Origin of the sequence: Prevotella ihumii (genome assembly GCF_900155655.1) — a bacterium.
GTDB lineage: Bacteria > Bacteroidota > Bacteroidia > Bacteroidales > Bacteroidaceae > Prevotella > Prevotella ihumii.
Map to the genome: position 1 here is coordinate 2,896,113 of NZ_LT706987.1, position 19,638 is coordinate 2,915,750.

At 41.5% G+C, this 19,638-nt stretch carries 18 protein-coding genes; 11 read left to right on the forward strand and 7 right to left on the reverse strand.

Annotated features, from left to right (window positions below; all coding sequences use genetic code 11):
* Positions 1–122: 122 nt before the first annotated feature.
* From xseA to CZ367_RS12615, 3 genes are all read left to right on the forward strand, one after another.
* Positions 123–1,424, forward strand: coding sequence for an exodeoxyribonuclease VII large subunit (xseA, locus tag CZ367_RS12605; RefSeq protein ID WP_077197162.1), 1,302 nt, complete (start codon positions 123–125; stop codon positions 1,422–1,424).
* Positions 1,425–1,440: 16 nt separating this feature from the next.
* Positions 1,441–1,629: an exodeoxyribonuclease VII small subunit gene (gene xseB, locus CZ367_RS12610; protein WP_077197163.1), complete on the forward strand. Its 189-nt coding sequence runs from the start codon at positions 1,441–1,443 to the stop codon at positions 1,627–1,629.
* 122 nt (positions 1,630–1,751) lie between these two features.
* A complete protein-coding gene (locus CZ367_RS12615) occupies positions 1,752–2,768 on the forward strand; it encodes a branched-chain amino acid aminotransferase (RefSeq protein WP_077197164.1) in 1,017 nt (338 codons plus the stop codon).
* 370 nt (positions 2,769–3,138) lie between these two features.
* Here the strand turns inward: CZ367_RS12615 and CZ367_RS12620 are convergent, their stop codons facing one another.
* The 5 genes from CZ367_RS12620 to tnpB all read right to left on the reverse strand — a co-directional run bounded on the left by CZ367_RS12620 (position 3,139) and on the right by tnpB (position 6,987).
* Complete coding sequence (locus CZ367_RS12620; RefSeq protein ID WP_077197464.1) at positions 3,139–3,675, reverse strand: cob(I)yrinic acid a,c-diamide adenosyltransferase; 537 nt, start codon at positions 3,673–3,675, stop codon at positions 3,139–3,141.
* A gap of 8 nt (positions 3,676–3,683) precedes the next feature.
* Positions 3,684–4,187 (reverse strand): methylated-DNA--[protein]-cysteine S-methyltransferase, encoded by a 504-nt coding sequence (locus CZ367_RS12625; RefSeq protein ID WP_077197465.1) that lies wholly within the window; start codon positions 4,185–4,187, stop codon positions 3,684–3,686.
* Between the two features lie 185 nt (positions 4,188–4,372).
* Positions 4,373–5,365 (reverse strand): IS66 family transposase, encoded by a 993-nt coding sequence (gene tnpC, locus CZ367_RS12630; RefSeq protein ID WP_237581728.1) that lies wholly within the window; start codon positions 5,363–5,365, stop codon positions 4,373–4,375.
* Positions 5,257–6,579, reverse strand: coding sequence for an IS66 family transposase (locus CZ367_RS12635; RefSeq protein WP_394334149.1), 1,323 nt, complete (start codon positions 6,577–6,579; stop codon positions 5,257–5,259). The genes tnpC and CZ367_RS12635 overlap by 109 nt, the downstream gene beginning before the upstream one ends.
* A gap of 63 nt (positions 6,580–6,642) precedes the next feature.
* Positions 6,643–6,987, reverse strand: coding sequence for an IS66 family insertion sequence element accessory protein TnpB (gene tnpB, locus CZ367_RS12640; RefSeq protein WP_077196227.1), 345 nt, complete (start codon positions 6,985–6,987; stop codon positions 6,643–6,645).
* A gap of 344 nt (positions 6,988–7,331) precedes the next feature.
* On the opposite strand from tnpB, the gene pyrB reads away from it, so the two are divergent.
* The 4 genes from pyrB to CZ367_RS12665 all read left to right on the forward strand — a co-directional run bounded on the left by pyrB (position 7,332) and on the right by CZ367_RS12665 (position 11,338).
* Positions 7,332–8,279 carry an aspartate carbamoyltransferase gene (pyrB, locus tag CZ367_RS12650; RefSeq protein WP_077197166.1) on the forward strand — a complete coding sequence of 316 codons (948 nt, stop codon included), beginning with the start codon at positions 7,332–7,334 and terminating at the stop codon, positions 8,277–8,279.
* Positions 8,280–8,330: 51 nt separating this feature from the next.
* Positions 8,331–8,789: an aspartate carbamoyltransferase regulatory subunit gene (locus tag CZ367_RS12655; protein WP_077197167.1), complete on the forward strand. Its 459-nt coding sequence runs from the start codon at positions 8,331–8,333 to the stop codon at positions 8,787–8,789.
* Positions 8,790–8,972: 183 nt separating this feature from the next.
* Positions 8,973–10,253: a serine hydroxymethyltransferase gene (glyA, locus tag CZ367_RS12660; protein WP_077197168.1), complete on the forward strand. Its 1,281-nt coding sequence runs from the start codon at positions 8,973–8,975 to the stop codon at positions 10,251–10,253.
* 488 nt (positions 10,254–10,741) lie between these two features.
* Positions 10,742–11,338 (forward strand): DUF3256 family protein, encoded by a 597-nt coding sequence (locus tag CZ367_RS12665; protein WP_077197169.1) that lies wholly within the window; start codon positions 10,742–10,744, stop codon positions 11,336–11,338.
* A gap of 328 nt (positions 11,339–11,666) precedes the next feature.
* Here CZ367_RS12665 and CZ367_RS12670 read toward each other — a convergent pair whose 3' ends face one another.
* Positions 11,667–12,917, reverse strand: a complete 1,251-nt coding sequence (locus CZ367_RS12670) for a phosphoglycerate kinase (protein WP_077197170.1) — start codon at positions 12,915–12,917, stop codon at positions 11,667–11,669.
* Between the two features lie 946 nt (positions 12,918–13,863).
* Here CZ367_RS12670 and nrdD point away from each other — a divergent pair.
* The 4 genes from nrdD (at position 13,864) to CZ367_RS15990 (ending at position 19,078) form a co-directional block, all read left to right on the forward strand.
* A complete protein-coding gene (gene nrdD / locus CZ367_RS12675; RefSeq protein ID WP_077197171.1) occupies positions 13,864–15,963 on the forward strand; it encodes an anaerobic ribonucleoside-triphosphate reductase in 2,100 nt (699 codons plus the stop codon).
* 205 nt (positions 15,964–16,168) lie between these two features.
* Positions 16,169–16,639 carry an anaerobic ribonucleoside-triphosphate reductase activating protein gene (nrdG, locus tag CZ367_RS12680; RefSeq protein ID WP_077197172.1) on the forward strand — a complete coding sequence of 157 codons (471 nt, stop codon included), beginning with the start codon at positions 16,169–16,171 and terminating at the stop codon, positions 16,637–16,639.
* Between the two features lie 185 nt (positions 16,640–16,824).
* Positions 16,825–18,969, forward strand: coding sequence for an FUSC family membrane protein (locus tag CZ367_RS12685; protein WP_077197173.1), 2,145 nt, complete (start codon positions 16,825–16,827; stop codon positions 18,967–18,969).
* Positions 18,914–19,078 carry a hypothetical protein gene (locus CZ367_RS15990; protein WP_154669340.1) on the forward strand — a complete coding sequence of 55 codons (165 nt, stop codon included), beginning with the start codon at positions 18,914–18,916 and terminating at the stop codon, positions 19,076–19,078. Before CZ367_RS12685 ends, CZ367_RS15990 begins: the two co-directional genes overlap by 56 nt.
* A 95-nt stretch (positions 19,079–19,173) precedes the next feature.
* Here CZ367_RS15990 and CZ367_RS12690 read toward each other — a convergent pair whose 3' ends face one another.
* The gene (locus CZ367_RS12690) at positions 19,174–19,548 is read right to left on the reverse strand and encodes a RidA family protein (RefSeq protein ID WP_077197174.1); all 375 of its coding nucleotides are present in this window, start codon (positions 19,546–19,548) and stop codon (positions 19,174–19,176) included.
* Positions 19,549–19,638: the final 90 nt, after the last annotated feature.

The window sequence follows — 19,638 nt, forward strand, 5'->3', positions numbered from 1 at the left end:
GCATAAGATAGGCTGCACTCAGCAATATTCAAGCAAGATTGTATTGCATTCGCTGACATTCTCTTTGCATAAAATAGAAAAAGAAGTACGAATTTCCCCAATTAGGACACAAAACAACAAAAATGACAAACAACCCCATATCCTTATACGAACTCAACTCAATGGTGGCAATGGTGATAGAACACGCTATGCCAAAGCGCTATTGGGTGGAAGCAGAAGTGTCTGAAGCAAGGGAAAGCCGTGGACATCTTTACATAGAATTGATACAAAAAGACGATCATACACATACACCTATTGCACGTGCATCAGCAAAGTGTTGGCGCACATCGTGGACACTTATTGCACCTCATTTTGAGCGCATTACGGGTACAAGACTGAAAGCTGGCATCAAGATTATGGCGTTGGTACACCCACAATTTCACCCTCAATACGGGTTTTCGTGGATTGTGGACGACATCAACCCCGAATATACAATGGGCGATATGGCTCGGAAACGACAAGAAATTATTGCCCAACTGAAACAAGAAGGCGTGTTTGACCTGCAAAAGGAGCTTGTCCTACCCCTCTTTGCTCAACGTATAGCCGTCATTTCCTCGGCTTCGGCAGCAGGTTATGGCGACTTTTGCAATCAATTGTTGACCAACGAGTATAGATTTGACTTTCATACAGAGCTTTTTGCAGCAACAATGCAAGGCGAACAGATAGAAAATAGCGTGGTGAACGCATTGAACGCTATCAATGAAAGAGAAGACGAATTTGATTGTGTGGTGATTATTCGTGGCGGTGGAGCTACTGCCGATTTAAGTGGTTTTGATACTTTGCAGTTGGCAGAGAACGTGGCAAACTTTCCTATACCTATTATTACGGGCATCGGTCACGAACGTGATGAAAGCATATTGGATATGGTGGCACACACAAGCGTTAAAACTCCCACAGCCGTAGCAGCTTTCTTGATAGAAAACTTATCGAACACGTTGCGACGAATAGATAATGCGCAAAACATTATTTATCGTGCGATGGCACAGAAAATGCAACACGAGAAAATGCGCTTAGAACAGCTTTCAACGGCTATACCTATGCTTTTCACAATGGTAAAGAGCAAGGAAGAGGCTCAATTAGATAAATATTTGCACGCATTAAGCCAGCATATAACAAGCAAACTATTAACTGAAACGATGAAGATAGAGTTGCTATCAAATCGCATAAAACCTGCTATAGAACGGCATCTTACCTACCTTCAACATCGTATAGACCTCATAGAGCAACGCATAGAATTGGTAAATCCTGAACGGTTGTTGAGCTTGGGATATAGCATTACTTATTGTAACGGAAAGGTAATTAGAAATGAGAAAGAACTAAAAGCAGGTGATGAAATAACGACACGTGTGATGGAAGGCGAAATAAAATCAATAGTAACAAAATAAATAAACAGCAAGCAGAATGAAACAAATAAGATACGAAGAAGCAATAGCACAATTGGAGCATATTGTGCGCAATATGGAAAACGGGGAAATGGACGTAGACTCGATGGCAAAAGAACTAAAAAAAGCGCAAGAACTTATCAAATTATGCAAGGAAAAACTAAAGAAAACAGACGAAGAGATAGGAAAGCTTTTAGATACAAAATGAAGGGAAAAGCATAAAAATTGAGTTCTTTTTTTAAAAAAGTGTATATTTTTGTTGTTGTTCCGAATTTATATTATTATATTTGCAACAACATAAAAACTAATAATCGATAAAAAGAAGACATTATGAAAGAATTAGACTGGGCAAAATTACCTTTTGGCTATATGCCGACAGACTACAATGTGCGCTGTTACTATCGTGATGGCAAGTGGGGGGAAATAGAAGTATCTTCAGACGAATATTTAAAACTACACATGGCTGCAACTTGTTTGCACTATGGCCAAGAAGCATTTGAGGGAATGAAGGCATACCGCTGTCCTGACGGAAAAGTTCGCTTGTTCCGCCCTGAAGAAAATGCTGCACGATTGCAAAATACTTGCCGTGGTATCGAAATGCCTGAAGTTCCAACCGAACTTTTTGTAGAAATGGCAAAGAAAGTTGTACGACTCAATCAAGAATATATCCCAACATACGAAAGCGGTGCTACGCTTTATCTCCGTCCATTGCTCATCGGTACAGGTGCGCAAGTAGGTGTAAAGCCATCTAACGAATATCTTTTTATGATATTTGTTACCCCTGTAGGACCTTACTTTAAGGGAGGTTTTGCTACCAATCCTTACGTTATCACACGCGAATACGACCGTGCTGCACCATTAGGAACAGGTACTTACAAGGTAGGTGGAAACTATGCTGCATCGCTGAAAGCTAACAAGATAGCTCACGAAAAAGGCTATGCGTCTGAGTTCTACTTGGATTGCAAAGAAAAGAAATATGTGGACGAATGTGGTGCTGCCAACTTCTTTGGTATCAAGGACAACACCTACGTTACACCAAAGTCTACCTCTATTCTCCCTTCTATCACTAACAAGAGCTTGATGCAGATAGCTGAAGACTTAGGAATGAAGGTAGAACGCCGCCCTATCCCTGAAGATGAGTTGGCAACATTCGAAGAGGCTGGTGCTTGTGGTACAGCAGCTGTTATCTCGCCTATCTCTCGTCTTGACGACTTAGAAGAAGGCAAGAGCTACAAGTTTGGTGATGAGCCAGGTCCTTGGTCGAAGAAACTTTACGAAACGCTCCGTGGAATACAGTACGGAACTATCGAAGACAAACATAATTGGACAACAATTGTGATAGAGTAAAACTAAAAATCACAAATATTTCATAGAATAATAATTGGGTAGAATTAAAGAAAAGTCAGTTTTGGGGACGAGTTTCAAGGAATTGTAGCTCGTCCTATTTTTATGTATTTTTCTACTATTTGCGCACTGAAGTTTAACCCAAATCGGTCGTTAGACTTCTTCGAGATTTGCGATCTTATTTTGAGCTATTTTGGGTTGTTTTTGAAGACGTTTAGCGAGCTAAACAACTGAAAAAACAAACGAAAAGAGCCAAAATAAGGTGCAAAGACGAAGAAAAGCATAACATCTAAACGCTTAAAAAAGCCTTTGCGGGCTAATGCCCGATTTGGGTTTAATACGTCTTTTCCAAATAGACTGCTATCTTGTGGAATTACTTATCTATCCCATTACGAGAAATAAGTCCTTTAGTAGAATAATAATGTTTTACTTCTCTCATATCTGTCACTAAGTCGGCATAATCCATTAAGGCTTGAGGTGCATAACGCCCTGTAAGAATAATCTCAACGTGTGGTGCACGATTGTCTAACATCGTTATAACATCCTCTATCTTAATCAGTTCTAAATGCAAAGCTATCGTAATTTCGTCTAAAATTACAACCTCCCATTTTCCTTCCTTAATATGCTGTGCGCATACCTCTAATCCGTGCGCAGCCTCTTCTCGGTCTTCGTCAGTTGCGTGACGAGAAAGCATGCAACCACAGCCAAACTGTTCGACAACAAATTTATCGAGTTTGGAAGTTATCTTTGTTTCATTATACTTTTGCGACTTTACAAATTGTCCTATATAAACAGCCTTTCCAGCCATAGCTGCACGAAGCGCAAGTCCGAAAGCTGCCGTAGTTTTACCTTTCCCGTTGCCCGTATAAACGTGAACTTGTCCTATTCCGTTTTGTTTGTCATTATTCATATCCATATTCAAAGTGTTAGATTATAAGTTTTACGTTCTATTTCTAAAAGTATCTGTTTGCGTTCTATACCGCCTGCATAGCCTGTCAGTGTTCCATCAGCACCTATCACTCGGTGGCAAGGCACAATGATAGAGATGGGGTTATGCCCTACTGCTCCTCCAACAGCTTGGGCTGACATACGAGCAATATGGTTTTGGGTAGCAATTTCTTTAGCTATACGACCGTAGGTAGTGGTTTCTCCATATCCTATTTTTAGCAATTCGCCCCATACTTGTTGCCGAAAAGCTGTGCCTTTAAAGCATATAGACGGTGTGAAAGTTGGAATTTTATAGGCAAAATATAGGTCAAGCCATCGCTTTGTATCGTCTAAAACAGGCATATTGATTGTAGTGGTTGTTTCTTGAGTGGCCTCAGTTAATTGGTGTTCATACCATATTCCGACAAGTTGATTGTCTTCTCCTTCAATCGTAAGTTGCCCTATAGGTGAATCATATATCGTTGTACATTGCATTGTCATTCTATTGTCTTAAATGGGAAATTATAAAAGCATTTCTTCAACATTTGATTTCAGTAAAGTTGCATATATTTTTTACAAATTTAATAATTTACTCAGAATAATCGTAAGCATCCAATATTAGCCGCCTTTCACACCAATAAATAACCCTTATATGTCTGGCAGCATATAAGGGTTATTTGTTATTTGAAGTTTGAAGGTAGCATTTTCGTGAGTTCCTCCTCCGTCATATCTGGCAGGGACCTTGAAAGAACTTCCTTCATCCATTTGTATGGCTCTATGTCTGCTTCCCTGCAACACGCCATAAAGGTATAGAAGATGGCGTTGTTCTCGGCTCCCTCATTGTTACCACAGAACAGGTAGTTCTTTCTTCCAAGCGTGATGGGTCTGATGGCCTGTTCCATGAGGTTGTTGTCTATGTTGAATCGTCCGTCCTGCACATACCTACCAATGCGTATCCATACGGCGAAGGCATAACGCAGTGCCTTCTCCATAGCTTCGCCTGGGGTGTACTGTTTGTGTACATCCAACATATAGGTCTCCAAATACTTAAGAATGGGGTAAGCTTTAGTCTTTCGTTCTGTCTCCACTTCCTCGGGTGGTGCTTTCTTGTGTTTGAGGTTTTCCTCCAACTCATAAAGCGTGGCTATCGTTTCGATGATATGGGCGGCGTTTTTATCGTCAGCCGCCAGATGTTCGAACTTACGTCTCACGTGTGCCATACATCCTAACAGCACGATGCCCTGAACGTTCTCAAACCTGCTGTAGACCTCATACCCATCAGACTGTATGGCACCCTGGTAGCCCTTGAAGAGTTCATCTGCCACAGCGCCCGACCGCAACCCGTCCTTCCAATGGAAGAACACACCCTGGGAGTGCATAGCGTCACGCACGCCCCACAGGTATCCCTTGCGTGTCTTTCCCTTGCGGTCGGCAACCTGTACGCTGGTCTCGTCAACTTGAAGATAAGGACTTTGCAGGATCTGGCTTACTTGAAGTTTGTAAAGTGGATAAAGTGCATCGGCGGCATCGTGAACCCAGCTGTTGACGGTTGAGGTGGGGAGGTTCACGCCCAGTTCCTTCCATCTTTCACATTGCCTATACTCGGGCTGGTGATAGGCGAACTTGGCGGTGATGATTTCGGCGAGCAGGGAAGCGTCGGCAAAACAATCCACCGCTNCTTATCGTCAGCCGCCAGATGTTCGAACTTACGTCTCACGTGTGCCATACATCCTAACAGCACGATGCCCTGAACGTTCTCAAACCTGCTGTAGACCTCATACCCATCAGACTGTATGGCACCCTGGTAGCCCTTGAAGAGTTCATCTGCCACAGCGCCCGACCGCGACCCGTCCTTCCAATGGAAGAACACACCCTGGGAGTGCATGGCGTCACGCACGCCCCACAGGTATCCCTTGCGCGTCTTTCCCTTGCGGTCGGCAACCTGTACGCTGGTCTCGTCAACTTGAAGATAAGGACTTTGCAGGATCTGTCTTACTTGAAGTTTGTAAAGTGGATAAAGTGCATCGGCGGCATCGTGAACCCAGCTGTTGACGGTTGAGGTGGGGATGTTCACGCCCAGTTCCTTCCATCTTTCACATTGCCTATACTCGGGCTGGTGATAGGCGAACTTGGCGGTGATGATTTCGGCGAGCAGGGAAGCGTCGGCAAAACAATCCACCGCTTGCTTTTTCAAGGGGGCTTCCAGGATGTCGACCTTCGCATCCGTTGGCCGGGCTTCCTTCAGGCGGCAGATGACACGATCTTCTACCCTGACATAAAAGGATGAGGGACGCAGACACAGATGCTCACTTCTGTCATGTCCGATGATGACCATGCGCTCAGCGTCATAACCCTCTGGATATATCTCCGTCACCTGTCGCTCTATATTCTCGGGAACATAGGAGGCGTAGGCCCTACCCTTTCTGGAAGGACGGCTCACACGGTGTGATAACCTGCGTTGTCCGGCCTGCTGTTTTATCTCCTTGATGATGGGAAGGGCTTCTACCTGAGCCAGGGAGCCCTCTTTGGCCCACTGTTCGTCAAAAAGCGTACCCGCCCAGCCGCTTGCACTCTCAGGCAGGCGTTTCTCGCTGCGCCTGCCAAATACCATGCGCTCAAGTTCAAGAATACGACGGGACTTTCGTTCCAGCTCAGCATCCTTAATCTTAAGCTCAGCATTCTTAATCTTAAGCTCAGCATCCTTGTTCTTAAGCTCAGCATCCTTGTTCTTGAGTTGAGTATCCTTGTTCTTAAGCTCAGCATCCTTGTTCTTGAGTTGAGTATCCTTGTTCTTAAGCTCAGCATCCCTTTGCTCAAGAAGTTTAACAACAGCTTCCCGAGTGAGAGAATGGTAGTCAGATGTCATTGTGCAATAAGGTATATCCATCACATTATCAGTTCTTTACACGATGTAAAGTTACAAAAAATATCTGACACTGGCAAGAAAATACTAAGATTTATTGTATCTTTTTCTTCGGTAGCAATTAGGATTTATACCTTCTATATAGAGTACCAATTCGTCCCAGCGAAGTTCATAAAATCCAGTTCTCGCCCGTATGATTTTAGGACTCAGGCAACCCTGTGCCATCTGTTTATGATACACGACAAAACCACAGCGTTCCCAGTGCAGCAATTTAATTCGGTTACGGGATCGATTGTAGAAAACATAGACAACACCATCAGAAGGATTGAAGTCATTGCTGCGTACCAATTGGGACAGGCGAAGAATACCCTGACGCATATCCACAGGAGTGCAACAAACCCGAAAAACATTTGTTTCGTTGAGTACAAACATAAGTTTTTCGGGCAAAGGTAGTAAAGCAAGAATGTTACACAAAGGCGGCTAATATTGGATGCTTACGAATAATCGCTATTAAACAGAAAAAAAGGGAATAGATTAGTCTTTTTGACGTCTTATTTTACAAAATAGAAATTGTTCTTTATCATAAGAACGTGTTTAGTGAAAATATTGCATTGTGTGTGCTCATAGAAGAAAATATAAAAGCACAAGATTTGAGAATAAAATAATGCGTCAAGAGAAGTCCTATTTTTTTTTATAACATTAATAATATTCTTGCTTGATTTTAAGAAATAAATCTGTAACTTTACACCCTGAAATAGAAACTCATACAATTTCAGATGGAAAAACATGACTTTGTGAATATCCAGGATTTGGACAAGGAAGGCATTATGTACCTTATCCAAATGGCTCAGGAGTTCGAACAGCACCCCAACCGTGAGTTGCTGAAAGGGAAAGTAATTGCAACATTATTCTACGAGCCTTCTACACGTACAAGGCTTAGTTTTGAAACCGCTGCCAACCGATTGGGAGCTAAGGTGATTGGATTTACGGATGCAAAGGCTTCGAGTGTTAGTAAGGGCGAAACACTCAAAGACACAATACTTATGGTGGGCAATTATGCCGACGCCATAGTAATGAGACACCACATCGAGGGAGCTGCACAATATGCTTCTGAGGTAGCACCAGTTCCAATTATCAATGCTGGAGATGGGGCACATCAGCACCCTTCGCAGTGCTTATTAGACCTCTATACCATCTATCAGACACAAGGAACATTAGAGAATTTGAACATTTACCTTGTGGGCGACTTAAAGTATGGTCGCACGGTTCACTCGCTTTTGATGGCTATGCGACACTTCAATCCTACATTCCACTTCATTTCACCTGTCGAGTTAGAAATGCCAGAGGAATACAAAATCTATTGCAGAAATCATAATATAAAATATGTAGAGCATCACGATTTCACACCCGAAATCATAGCCGATGCCGACATTCTTTATATGACACGTGTACAACGTGAGCGTTTTACCGACCTAATGGAGTACGAGCGTGTGAAGAACGTCTATATCTTGCATAACAATATGTTAGGTTTGGCGAAAGAGAATATGCGTATTCTGCACCCCCTACCCCGTGTCAACGAAATTGCATACGACGTAGACACCAACCCACACGCTTATTACATAGAGCAAGCACGCAATGGTCTCTTCGCTCGTGAAGCTATATTCTCTTACTGCTTAGGTATTTCGTTAGACGATATAAAGGCAGATAAAACCATCATAGACTAAAGGCAAGAACGCATTGCTCGTATATCAATGTTTTAGCAAAAACAAATTATTATGTCGAAAAAAGAAAGATTAGTAGCCGCCATAGAGAATGGAACGGTAATCGACCATATTCCTGCTGAGAAAACTTTTCAAGTAGTCAACCTCTTAGAGTTGCAAACCTTGCATACTCCCGTTACAATTGGATACAACTTCAGTTCAACCAAGGTGGGCGATAAGGGTATTATCAAAGTTAGCGACAAGTTCTTTACCGATGACGAAATCTCACGTCTGTCGGTTGTAGCCCCCAATGTTGTGCTCAATATCATTAAAGATTACGAGGTTGTGGAAAAGAAAAAGGTACTCACACCTAACGTTTTGCACGGCATCGTAAAATGTAACAATCCTAAGTGCGTCACCAACAACGAGCCAATGAGCACTATCTTTAATGTGGTGGACAAAACTAACGGCATCGTGAAATGCCACTATTGCGATAAAGAGCAACATATAGATAAGGTAGAACTGTGTGAGTAATAACTTGTCAAGTCAATATAGCAAAAACCTACATTCGGTTAAAATGTAACGAATATTTCGCTGTTTTTTTTGCTACTATTGTAGATTTTGCTTAAATTTGTACGCAATAATTATAACCTTGTCTTTACCCATTCTAAAAGATGAATTGCAGATAGCGGTGGAGACACTTAATACTTAAACGACATGAGAAAAGATGTTGAGATTTTCGATCTCATCGAGAAGGAGCACCAACGCCAATTGAAAGGCATTGAGCTTATCGCTTCTGAAAACTTCGTAAGTGAAGAGGTAATGAACGCAATGGGTTCTTACCTTACTAACAAGTACGCTGAAGGTTATCCTGGTAAGCGTTACTATGGCGGTTGCCAAGTAGTTGACGTAGTAGAAACACTTTGTATCGAGCGTGTAAAGCAAGTATTCGGTGCTTGCTGGGCTAACGTACAGCCTCACTCAGGTGCACAAGCTAACCAAGCTGTGTTCTCTGCTATCCTCAAGCCTGGCGACACATTCATGGGTCTCGACCTTAACCACGGTGGTCACCTTTCACACGGTAGCCCTGTAAACAACTCAGGTATTCTCTACAATCCTATTGGCTATCAGCTCGATAAGGAGACAGGTCGTGTAGATTACGACAATATGGAGAAGCTTGCTCGTGAGCACAAACCAAAGCTCATCGTTGCTGGTGCATCTGCTTACAGCCGTGAGTGGGACTACGCTCGTTTCCGCAAGATTGCCGACGAAGTAGGTGCCATCTTTATGGTAGATATGGCTCACCCTGCTGGTCTTATCGCTGCAGGCTTGCTCGAAAACCCAGTTAAGCACGCTCACATCGTAACAACTACAACACACAAGACCCTCCGTGGTCCTCGTGGTGGTGTAATTATGATGGGTGAAGACTTTGACAACCCATGGGGTATCACAACTCCAAAGGGTGTTGTGAAGAAGATGTCTCAGCTCCTCGACTCTGCTGTATTCCCTGGCAACCAAGGTGGTCCATTGGAGCACGTTATTGCTGCTAAGGCTGTTGCTTTCGGTGAAATCCTTGAACCAAGCTGGAAAGAATACGCTACACAGGTGAAGAAGAACGCTGCTGTACTCGCTGAAGAACTTGTTAAGCGTGGTTATGGCATCGTTTCAGGCGGTACTGACAACCACTCTATGTTGCTCGACCTCCGCACTAAGTTCCCAGAACTTACAGGTAAGGTTGCAGAAAATGCACTCGTAGCAGCAGACATCACTGTAAACAAGAATATGGTACCATTCGATACACGTTCTGCATTCCAGACTTCAGGTATCCGTCTTGGTACAGCAGCGATGACAACTCGTGGTGCTAAGGAAGACTTGATGGTTCTCATCGCAGAACTTATCGATACTGTTCTTTCTTCTCCAGAAGACGAAAAGGTTATCGCAAGTGTTCGTGAGAAGGTAAATGCAACAATGAAGGATTATCCTTTGTTCGCTTACTAATCACAGAACACCACAAAATTTCTTATAGCTTAAAAAACAAACTCCCTTGCAACAGCGGTTGTAAGGGAGTTTTCGTTTTGCCTAATCTTATGTTGTCGTCTAAACACAGCTAACCTCTTCTCCCCCATCTTGTGAATAATCCTAAATCGGTCGTTAGACCAGTTTAGGTGCTTACTTTATTATTTTTGAAACTTATGAGATGTCTTTTGTCTTATTTTGGCTTTATTTTACCTATATCTGCAGTCATATAGCCCGCTATGCTCCTTTGATATATGCAAAATAAATCTCAAAATAATCGCAAAATACATTCTCATTCTAATGACTGATTTGGGATAATCATAAATGAAGAAACGAAACAATAAACGCAAAACACCACAACCACAGATTATTCGCTATAATCTACATCTTTTACAATCTATATCTTGGCTATCTAATAAAAAAAGCGTAATATTGCAATACAAAAAGAAAATATAATGCGGAAAATAAATATGAAGAAAACATTCTTAGCCCTTGCATTGCTCCTATCGGCATTGAGCTTGCAAGCACAAACGATGCGCGAACTATGGACAAGTATGCCCGATAGCATTGTGCCTTACCTCAATAATTCGTTGCGCACAGAGTTGGCTGACTATAAAGAAATGAAAGTAACAGCAGCTGTTAAAAATCTGCTTGGCGATACCACAACCATTGAGCAGATGACAGCCCACTATATGTCCGTAAAACTCAACAGTACATCAGAATTAGAATTGCGAAAGCTCGACAACAACACCTTTGCTATGGTGAGAACCCTCTATACCCCCGAAGCCGAAAGCGAGCTCACGCTTTATAACACGGATTGGACAACAAAGCCTTGCACCATAGATTATAATGTGGTGTGGGCAAAACCCGACACAATGAGCCAAGCCGAATATGACGAACTTTATAGCAAGGTAGGGCTGAAATTGTACAAATTGAAACTATCAGATAAGGACAATGCCATCACACTTTCGGTCTCTACCCCATTAGCCGAAAAAACTGACAAAGAAAAGATAAAGACCATAACAAGAGAAAAGCAACTTGTATGGAACGGCAATACTTTCAAGTAAATGCAAAAATAACCAATAGTACTTCCCAAATAGTATTTTTTATGAACAAACTATTTTGGGTTAAACCCAAATCGGTCGTTAGAATGAGAATGTATTTTTGAACTTATTTTGAGATTTATTTTGCATATATCAAAAGAGCATAGCGGGCTATGTGACAGCAGATATAGGTAAAATAAAGCCAAAATAAGACAAAAAGACATCTCATAGGTTTCGTAAATAAATGAATAAGTACCTAAACTGGTCTAATGAGCGATTTGGGTTAAACACATAAAAAGAGCATAGCATTGGAAAGGTGCTACGCTCTTTCTTTTTATATTTTTGTCTCTGCTTACTTATTGATAGCAGCTACACCTGGCAATACCTTACCTTCGATAGCTTCGAGCATTGCGCCACCACCTGTTGACACATAAGAAACCTTATTAGCCAAGCCAAACTTGTTGACAGCAGCTACTGAGTCGCCACCACCTACAAGCGAGAATGCACCATTCTTTTGTGTAGCTTCAGCCACATAATGAGCTATTTCGCCAGTACCGTGAGCAAAATTATCGAGTTCGAACACACCTACAGGACCATTCCAAAGAATAGTTTTTGACTCAAGAATAATTTTCTTCCATTTCTCCAAACTTTCTTCTGAAGCGTCCATACCTTCCCAATCGTTAGGAATTTCGTTGATAGGGAACACCCTGCGTTCGGTATCGTTCTTAAACTCTTGCGCACATACAGAAGCAGTTGACAAAGAAAGGTTTACACCCTTTTCCTTAGCTTCCTTCATTACGTTCAATGCTTCTAGCATCAAATCGTCTTCGTGGAGCGACATACCGATGTTACCACCTTGAGCCTTGATAAAGGTATAGCCCATACCACCACCAATGATAAGATTGTCTACCTTGTCCAACAAATTCTTAATAACACCGAGCTTAGAACTTACCTTAGAGCCACCTATGATAGCTGTAAATGGGTGTTGAGCGTTCTTCAATACATTTTCTATAGCTGTCACTTCTTGCTCCATAAGGAAACCCAACATCTTGTGGTCAGCATCAAAACTATCAGCAATAACAGCTGTTGAAGCGTGCTTGCGGTGAGCTGTACCGAAAGCATCGTTTACATAAACATCAGCGTATGAAGCCAACTTCTTAGCAAAGTCTGCCTGACGGCTCTTCATTTCTTTAGCAGCTGCGTCATATTCAGGAGTGCCCTTTTCTACTCCTACTGGCTTGCCTTCTTCTTCAGCATAGAAACGAAGGTTTTCCAACAAGAGAGCTTCACCATTCTTTAGTTCAGCCACTTCAGCTTCTGCCTTGCCTGCATCTTTAGCAAACTTAACAGGAACACCGAGTGCAGCACTCACATTCTTTACAATTTGTTCCAACGAGAGTTCAGCCTTCACCTTTCCTTTTGGCTTACCCATGTGGCTCATCATAATGAGTGCACCACCGTCAGCAAGTACTTTCTTCAAAGTAGGTAAAGCACCACGTATACGTGTGTCATCAGTTACATTACCATTCTCATCCAATGGCACATTAAAATCCACGCGAACAATAGCTTTCTGTCCAGCGAAGTTGAAATCATTAATTTTCATCTCTTCTATATTTTAATTAAAATGAATACATTCTTAATACCACAAAATTACTAATTTTAATTGTATTAGCAGTAACAAAATCTATCTTTTTTGGTTAATTTGCACTTAACCATATATATTTATTGAGGATAATCAAGTCGACCTACATTTTCACACCTCGCCCCTATCTCTTCTGTTTACATCCCAAAACAAAAAAGCTTCTGAACGGAAAAATAGAACAACAAAGAAAACAGAGCTAATGCGCGGAAAGCCTCAACATAACCTACTGATTACAAAAGGCTTACAAACCCATTATGAAACATATATGTTTTACCCTCCAAAACATATATGTTTGGCACGGTCAAAGTTGAACTTTCACCCTCCCAAACATCAACTTTGACCATTTCAAAGTTAAACCTCTGATTTCAAAATGCTACGAAACGGATAAACAGAACAACAGCTCTTACCCCTCTTCGCCTTACACATCGGCAGCCTATAAGCTAAATATTGCAATATAACATTGGACAAAACAGACCGAAGTAATATTCTTATATAAGGTAAAACATTGTATAGGGCAAGCAAAAAAAATATCTACAAGCGACATTTTAGGAACATCAAAGTTATCATTTTTGTATGATATAATTAGCAAAATATTTTCGAAAGTTTTCCAAAAAATAAATTTTAAATTTTCAAAATGGAAAACTTTTTATCTTTTAAGTTTAACTCTAAGTATAAAATAACACTTTATATATTTCACATATATCATTGTTATTCAAATTATTAAATGATATATGTAAAGATAAACTAAGAAAGAAAAATAATTATTTTTGGAAATTTTCTTTGCGTATGAATAACTTTTTTCTATCTTTGTACTCGCTTCAAAGTTGTCCAAAAATAAAATTATGAACTTCATCACTGAAGCTATAAAATACAAAAAAGAAAACTTAAAACATCATATATAAATCTAATGAAAAATTTTACGATAACCAAGCGTGATGGAACTAAGGAAAACTTCTCGCTCGACAAAATAATGAATGCCATTCTAAAGGCATTCGATAGCATTAACGAACCAATCGACCTTGGCGCAGTATCTAAAATATTGTCGAACATTCATATCCATAACGACATTACGGTTGAGGAAATTCAAAATCAGGTAGAAGAGGCCTTGATGCAAGAAGGATATTATCAGGTAGCTAAGAGTTTTATTGTATATCGTCATCAGCACACTGAGGATAGAGAGGTGTTAGAGAAGATGCGCTTCTTAACCGATTATTGCAAAGCCGAAAATGCAGCAACGGGCTCTAAATTTGATGCCAATGCTAACGTTGAAAACAAAAACATTGCTACCCTTATAGGCGAATTGCCAAAGCAAGGCTTCATTCGACTGAACCGCCGAATATTGACCGAGCGCATTAAGAAGATGTATGGCAAGGAGGTGGCAGACCAATATTTGCACCTACTGAACCACCACTTTATATATAAGAACGACGAAACCAACTTGGCCAACTATTGTGCATCTATCACAATGTACCCTTGGCTCATAGGTGGAACAACCTCAATTGGTGGCAACTCTACTGCACCTACCAATCTGAAGAGCTTTTGCGGAGGTTTCATCAATATGGTGTTTATGGTGTCGAGTATGTTGGCAGGAGCTTGCGCCACACCAGAGTTTTTGATGTATATGAACTACTTCGTTCAGTTGGAGTACGGCAAGGATTATTGGAAACACCCTGACAAGGTGGTAGACCTCAGTTTGAAGCAGCGCACCATCGACAAGATGCTTACCGACTATTTCGAACAGATAGTTTACTCGCTCAACCAGCCAACAGGTGCACGCAACTACCAAGCTGTGTTCTGGAATATCTCGTACTACGATAAGTATTATTTCGAGTCGCTCTTTGGCAACTTCTATTTCCCCGATGGTTCACAACCCGACTGGGAAGGCGTATCGTGGTTGCAAAAGCGATTTATGAAATGGTTCAATCAAGAACGTCTCAAGGCTGTTCTCACTTTCCCTGTTGAAACAATGGCGCTCTTGGCTGAAAACGGAGAGTGCAGAGACCAAGAGTGGGGCGACTTTGCAGCAGAGATGTATGCTGAAGGACACAGCTTCTTTACCTATATGAGCGACAATGCCGACTCGCTAAGTTCGTGCTGCCGTCTTCGCAACGAGATACAAGATAATGGCTTCTCTTACACCTTGGGTGCAGGAGGTGTGTCTACGGGCTCTAAGAGTGTGTTAACCATCAACTTGAACAGATGCGTGCAATACGCTGTAAATCACGATTTAGACTATAAAGAGTATCTTTCATATATCATTGATTTGTGTCACAAAGTACAGTTGGCATATAACGAGAATTTGAAAGACTTGCTCAAGAACCACTTGTTGCCACTCTTTGATGCGGGTTACATCAATATAGACCGTCAATATCTCACCATTGGTATAAACGGACTGGTAGAGTCAGCCGAGTTTATGGGCATTGATATTACTCCTAACGAACGATATAAAGAGTATGTGCAAGGTGTATTGGGACTGATAGAAACAGCAAATAAGGCCTATAAGACTAAGGAGGTAATGTTCAATTGCGAGATGATACCTGCCGAAAATGTGGGTGTGAAGCACGCTAAATGGGACAAGGCAGATGGCTATTTTGTACCTCGCGACTGCTACAACAGTTATTTCTATCGTGTGGAAGACGAGTCGCTGACCATTCTTGACAAGTTCCGTATGCATGGTGCACCTTATATAGAGCACCTCACGGGTGGGTCGGCATTACATATGAACCTCGATGAACACTTGTCGCCAGCACAGTATCGTCAACTCTTGCGTGTGGCAGCAGAGGAAGGTTGCAACTACTTCACATTCAATATTCCTAACACCATCTGTAACGAGTGTGGGCATATAGACAAGCGCAATTTGAAAGAATGTCCACACTGCAAGTCGCAGAATGTAGACTATCTTACACGTGTGATAGGCTATATGAAGCGTGTGAGCAATTTCTCTGCAGCACGACAGGTGGAGGCAGAAAAGCGTTATTACGCCACAAAGGACAAGTACACTATATAATTCGCCACGTAGCATAACGTATTAATTACACTTCGGAGTTGGGGCTACACATCGTACATTATATCATTAAACAGCGTTTCATAGTTAAAAATAAGCCCCAACTCCTTTTTTTTGTTATGCTAAATGTGAATGATAAACCATAATACTACTATTTGTAGTAGACCACAAAGCAAGCACAACTAATAGGCTAAAATCTATAAATGCGATGTTGAAATACGTTAACTACGATATTGTATTCCAAGAATTTCCAGACGAAGTGACGTTAGCCATCAATCTTTCGCTTTGTCCTTGTAGGTGTCCTGGCTGCCACAGTTCGTTTCTCTATGGCGATATTGGCGCCCCATTTACTCCCGAAGTTATCGACCAATTGCTCGATGAAAACGGCAAAAAAATAACTTGCATCGGTATTATGGGGGGCGACATTGCACCTGACGAAGTAAATAGTTTGGCTATTTATATTCGTCAACAATACCCTGTGTTAAAGATAGGTTGGTACACGGGGCGCACAACCATTGCAAAAGGAATAGCAGTAAGCAATTTCAATTATATTAAGGTAGGACCTTATATTAAGCATTTGGGGGCACTTAATTCGCCTAAGACCAATCAAAGAATGTACAAAGTGGGCGAAAAAGGCGAATTAATCGATATTACTGCACGTTTTTGGACAAAAGCATAAGAAAATCAACTATGGGTCTGAAAGATTGGAAATATTTGTTTATGTGGATTATTTTCAGTACTTTTGCATTATGAAACACCTATTTTAAAACATCAATAAGGTATTAGTAAAACTTTAAATAAATCATCTAAATACTTTATTAATAGATTTTTAGAATAGTTATTAGATAATATAAAAAGACTTGTATGCGGATAATAGAATATGCGAAAAGAAAACTGAAGCACACCATAACCCAACTTCAATATCTGTGGTTGCAATACCTTTGGACGCGTCCCGACAATCTATGGGCGTTCAAGGTTGCCACTTCTATTGCGTTAATGGTTATTCCGTCCACCCTTGTAGGCGAGCCCTTTGTGGGTTGTACATTGGCTTTAGGGTCGGTGGGAGCAGCCTTAGCCGAGAGCAACGACCATCCACGAGGTCGATTGCGTAGTTTGATAGTTACCATTGTGAGCTTTCTTATTGTGAGTTTAAGTGTGGAGTTGCTCAACGATTATCCTATCCTTTTTGCACTTGGCCTTGCTTTGACTACTTTTTCGCTTGTTATCTTAGGTGGACTTGGCTCACGCTATCAAGGCATCACCTTTGGTGCATTGCTCGTCAGCATTTATGCTATGTTGGGCGTAGGCATTAAAGAATGGTATTACCAACCCATTCTGCTTCCATTAGGAGGTTTAATGTACGGTTCTATTTCCTTGTTGTTCTTATCATTACGTCCTTACAGATTGGTGAAAGAGCAGTTGGCTATGGCTTTCTTTAAGTTGGCTGACTATATGGAATTGAAGGCGTCCCTTTTCCCTTGTGATAGAGAACAACACAAGCGTATTCGCACTACTTTAGCCGAAAAGAATGTGGCAATAGGTAGTGGAATTGATGCTACAAAGGCTGTTATCTACGCGTGCCTCGGTATGTTAGAGGGTCACGACCTTTCCGAACTTACCCCGCTTTACAATCGTTGGCTTTTGCTTCAGCAGTTGCACGAACGAGCAACATCGAGTCATCAACGCTACGATGTGTTGAGTAAGCGGTGTAACAACCCATTATTGATCAAAGGTATGGGACAATTGCTCTATGAATTGTCCAAAGCGATACGCCTTTACGCAAAGACTATTCTGATGGGCAACAAATTTAAGTTGCCTGAAGGTTTGCAATGGACACGTGAGATGGTGGGCGAACAACTGAAGCAGAGCACCCACGACCCTGAGTATGCTGCGCTAAATATGCTTTATAACAATCTCAGCAGACTTTCTTATCTCCTTGCCGCTGCCGATGAAGATGTAAATACACGTATCCCCGTAGAGCAATTGCAATATCGTTCAGCATCGTTCAAGGTACGTTTACGTGTGCTTCTATCACCTAAACATACCCTTTTTCGCCACGCTGTACGCCTCACGCTATGTTTGGTTATAGGTTATGCGCTGATGATTGCATTTGCTATTCCCAAAGGTACGTGGATACCACTTACAGCTCTCTTTGTATGTCAACGCAGTTATGTTGCCACTCGCCAACGACTTACGCAACGCATTATTGGAACGGTGTCGGGCGTGGTATTGGGCGTTATCTTTGCACAGTTGTTGCCTACACAGGCTGGACAAATTGTTCTGCTACTTGTGTCTATCTTTACTTTCTTCTATTGGGTACGCAAGCGATATGCCTATGCTGTGGTTTTCGTTACTATATTCGTCATTGCAGCCTTCAATCTGCAAACGGGTACAGGCGTTGAGGTGATGGGTTACAGACTGCTTTGTACGTTTATAGGAGCGTTGTTAGCTTACCTTTCTGTGCGCTATTTATGGCCCGATTGGCAGTATAGACACCTTCCGCAGCTTATGGCAGAGGCTATGACAAAAAACCTAAGATACTTCCACACCATTTATAGTAATGATGCCCGAGGTCCTGTATATTATCATAATCGACGCACAGCACATCAGGCAGATAACGCTATAGCCATTGCACGACAGGGAATGGCTGTAGAACCAAGAGACAAACGATTTATGTTGCGCAAAGCATTTGCCCTGACTTATCGCAATCACGCTCTGCTTTCGTACATTTCGGCATTGGGAGCACATCACTACAACCGTCCGCTTACGAGTGAAGAGATTATTATTTGCCAACGCATAGAGCATATTATAGACCAAGTGCGCTGCAATTTTGATAATCTTCAGATGCCTTCTCACTGTGCATTACTTAACAGTAAAGAGGCTAAAGAATGGTGTACTGAACTGAAAGCAAAGCAAGATTTTGGCAATTATAACATTGTTATATTGTACAACATTGCAAGAGTGGCAAGCGAACTATTGGCAGAATCAGAGAACAAGAAGGTGGGATAGCACGCTATTCAGCAGCTTATTTGCTAAGTCAGACGAGTCCGACAGGTCTGACTTGTCCGACTTGTCTGACAGGTCCGACTGGTCCGACTGGTCCGACAGGTCTGACTAATCTGACTAATCTGACTATCCCCAATAAAAAAAAGGCAAGTCCTTGAACGAACTCGCCTTTAAAGTCTTAAAATATTATAAGTCGCTGTATGCAGCTTATTTTGCAGCAATACATTCTACTTCTACAAGCGCATCTTTTGGCAAACGCTTAACAGAGATAGCCGAACGAGCAGGGAATGGCTCGTTGAAGAACTCTGCGTAAACTTCGTTCATTGCAGCGAAATCCTCCATATCAGCAAGGAAAACAGTAGTCTTCATTACGTTAGCAAGACCAATACCTGCTTCTTCAAGAATTGCTTTAGCATTGAGAAGCGACTGACGGGTCTGTTCTTTGATACCACCAGGTGCAAATTCGCCTGTTGCTGGGTCGATTGGAAGTTGACCAGAAGTGATTACTAATCCGTTAGCTTCAATAGCTTGACTGTAAGGACCAATTGCCTTAGGTGCTTTAGTTGTGTTGATTACTTTCATAAATTTATTGTTTTAATGATATTTTATTAATTAAAGATATTTCAATAAATGATATTTTATGATATAGGAGCTCGATTTATTTGCAAGCTC

Bases quoted from the DNA above. Each gene is read 5' to 3' on its own strand.
- CZ367_RS12665 (WP_077197169.1), top strand. From the start codon at position 10,742: ATGAAGAAAACATTCTTAGCCCTTGCATTGCTCCTATCGGCATTGAGC.
- CZ367_RS12690 (WP_077197174.1), bottom strand. From the start codon at position 19,548: ATGAAAGTAATCAACACAACTAAAGCACCTAAGGCAATTGGTCCTTAC.
- pyrB (WP_077197166.1), top strand. From the start codon at position 7,332: ATGGAAAAACATGACTTTGTGAATATCCAGGATTTGGACAAGGAAGGC.
- CZ367_RS12620 (WP_077197464.1), bottom strand. From the start codon at position 3,675: ATGAATAATGACAAACAAAACGGAATAGGACAAGTTCACGTTTATACG.
- CZ367_RS12655 (WP_077197167.1), top strand. From the start codon at position 8,331: ATGTCGAAAAAAGAAAGATTAGTAGCCGCCATAGAGAATGGAACGGTA.
- tnpB (WP_077196227.1), bottom strand. From the start codon at position 6,987: ATGTTTGTACTCAACGAAACAAATGTTTTTCGGGTTTGTTGCACTCCT.
- CZ367_RS12685 (WP_077197173.1), top strand. From the start codon at position 16,825: ATGCGGATAATAGAATATGCGAAAAGAAAACTGAAGCACACCATAACC.
- nrdD (WP_077197171.1), top strand. From the start codon at position 13,864: ATGAAAAATTTTACGATAACCAAGCGTGATGGAACTAAGGAAAACTTC.
- xseA (WP_077197162.1), top strand. From the start codon at position 123: ATGACAAACAACCCCATATCCTTATACGAACTCAACTCAATGGTGGCA.
- xseB (WP_077197163.1), top strand. From the start codon at position 1,441: ATGAAACAAATAAGATACGAAGAAGCAATAGCACAATTGGAGCATATT.
- CZ367_RS12615 (WP_077197164.1), top strand. From the start codon at position 1,752: ATGAAAGAATTAGACTGGGCAAAATTACCTTTTGGCTATATGCCGACA.
- nrdG (WP_077197172.1), top strand. From the start codon at position 16,169: ATGTTGAAATACGTTAACTACGATATTGTATTCCAAGAATTTCCAGAC.
- glyA (WP_077197168.1), top strand. From the start codon at position 8,973: ATGAGAAAAGATGTTGAGATTTTCGATCTCATCGAGAAGGAGCACCAA.
- CZ367_RS12625 (WP_077197465.1), bottom strand. From the start codon at position 4,187: ATGCAATGTACAACGATATATGATTCACCTATAGGGCAACTTACGATT.
- CZ367_RS12670 (WP_077197170.1), bottom strand. From the start codon at position 12,917: ATGAAAATTAATGATTTCAACTTCGCTGGACAGAAAGCTATTGTTCGC.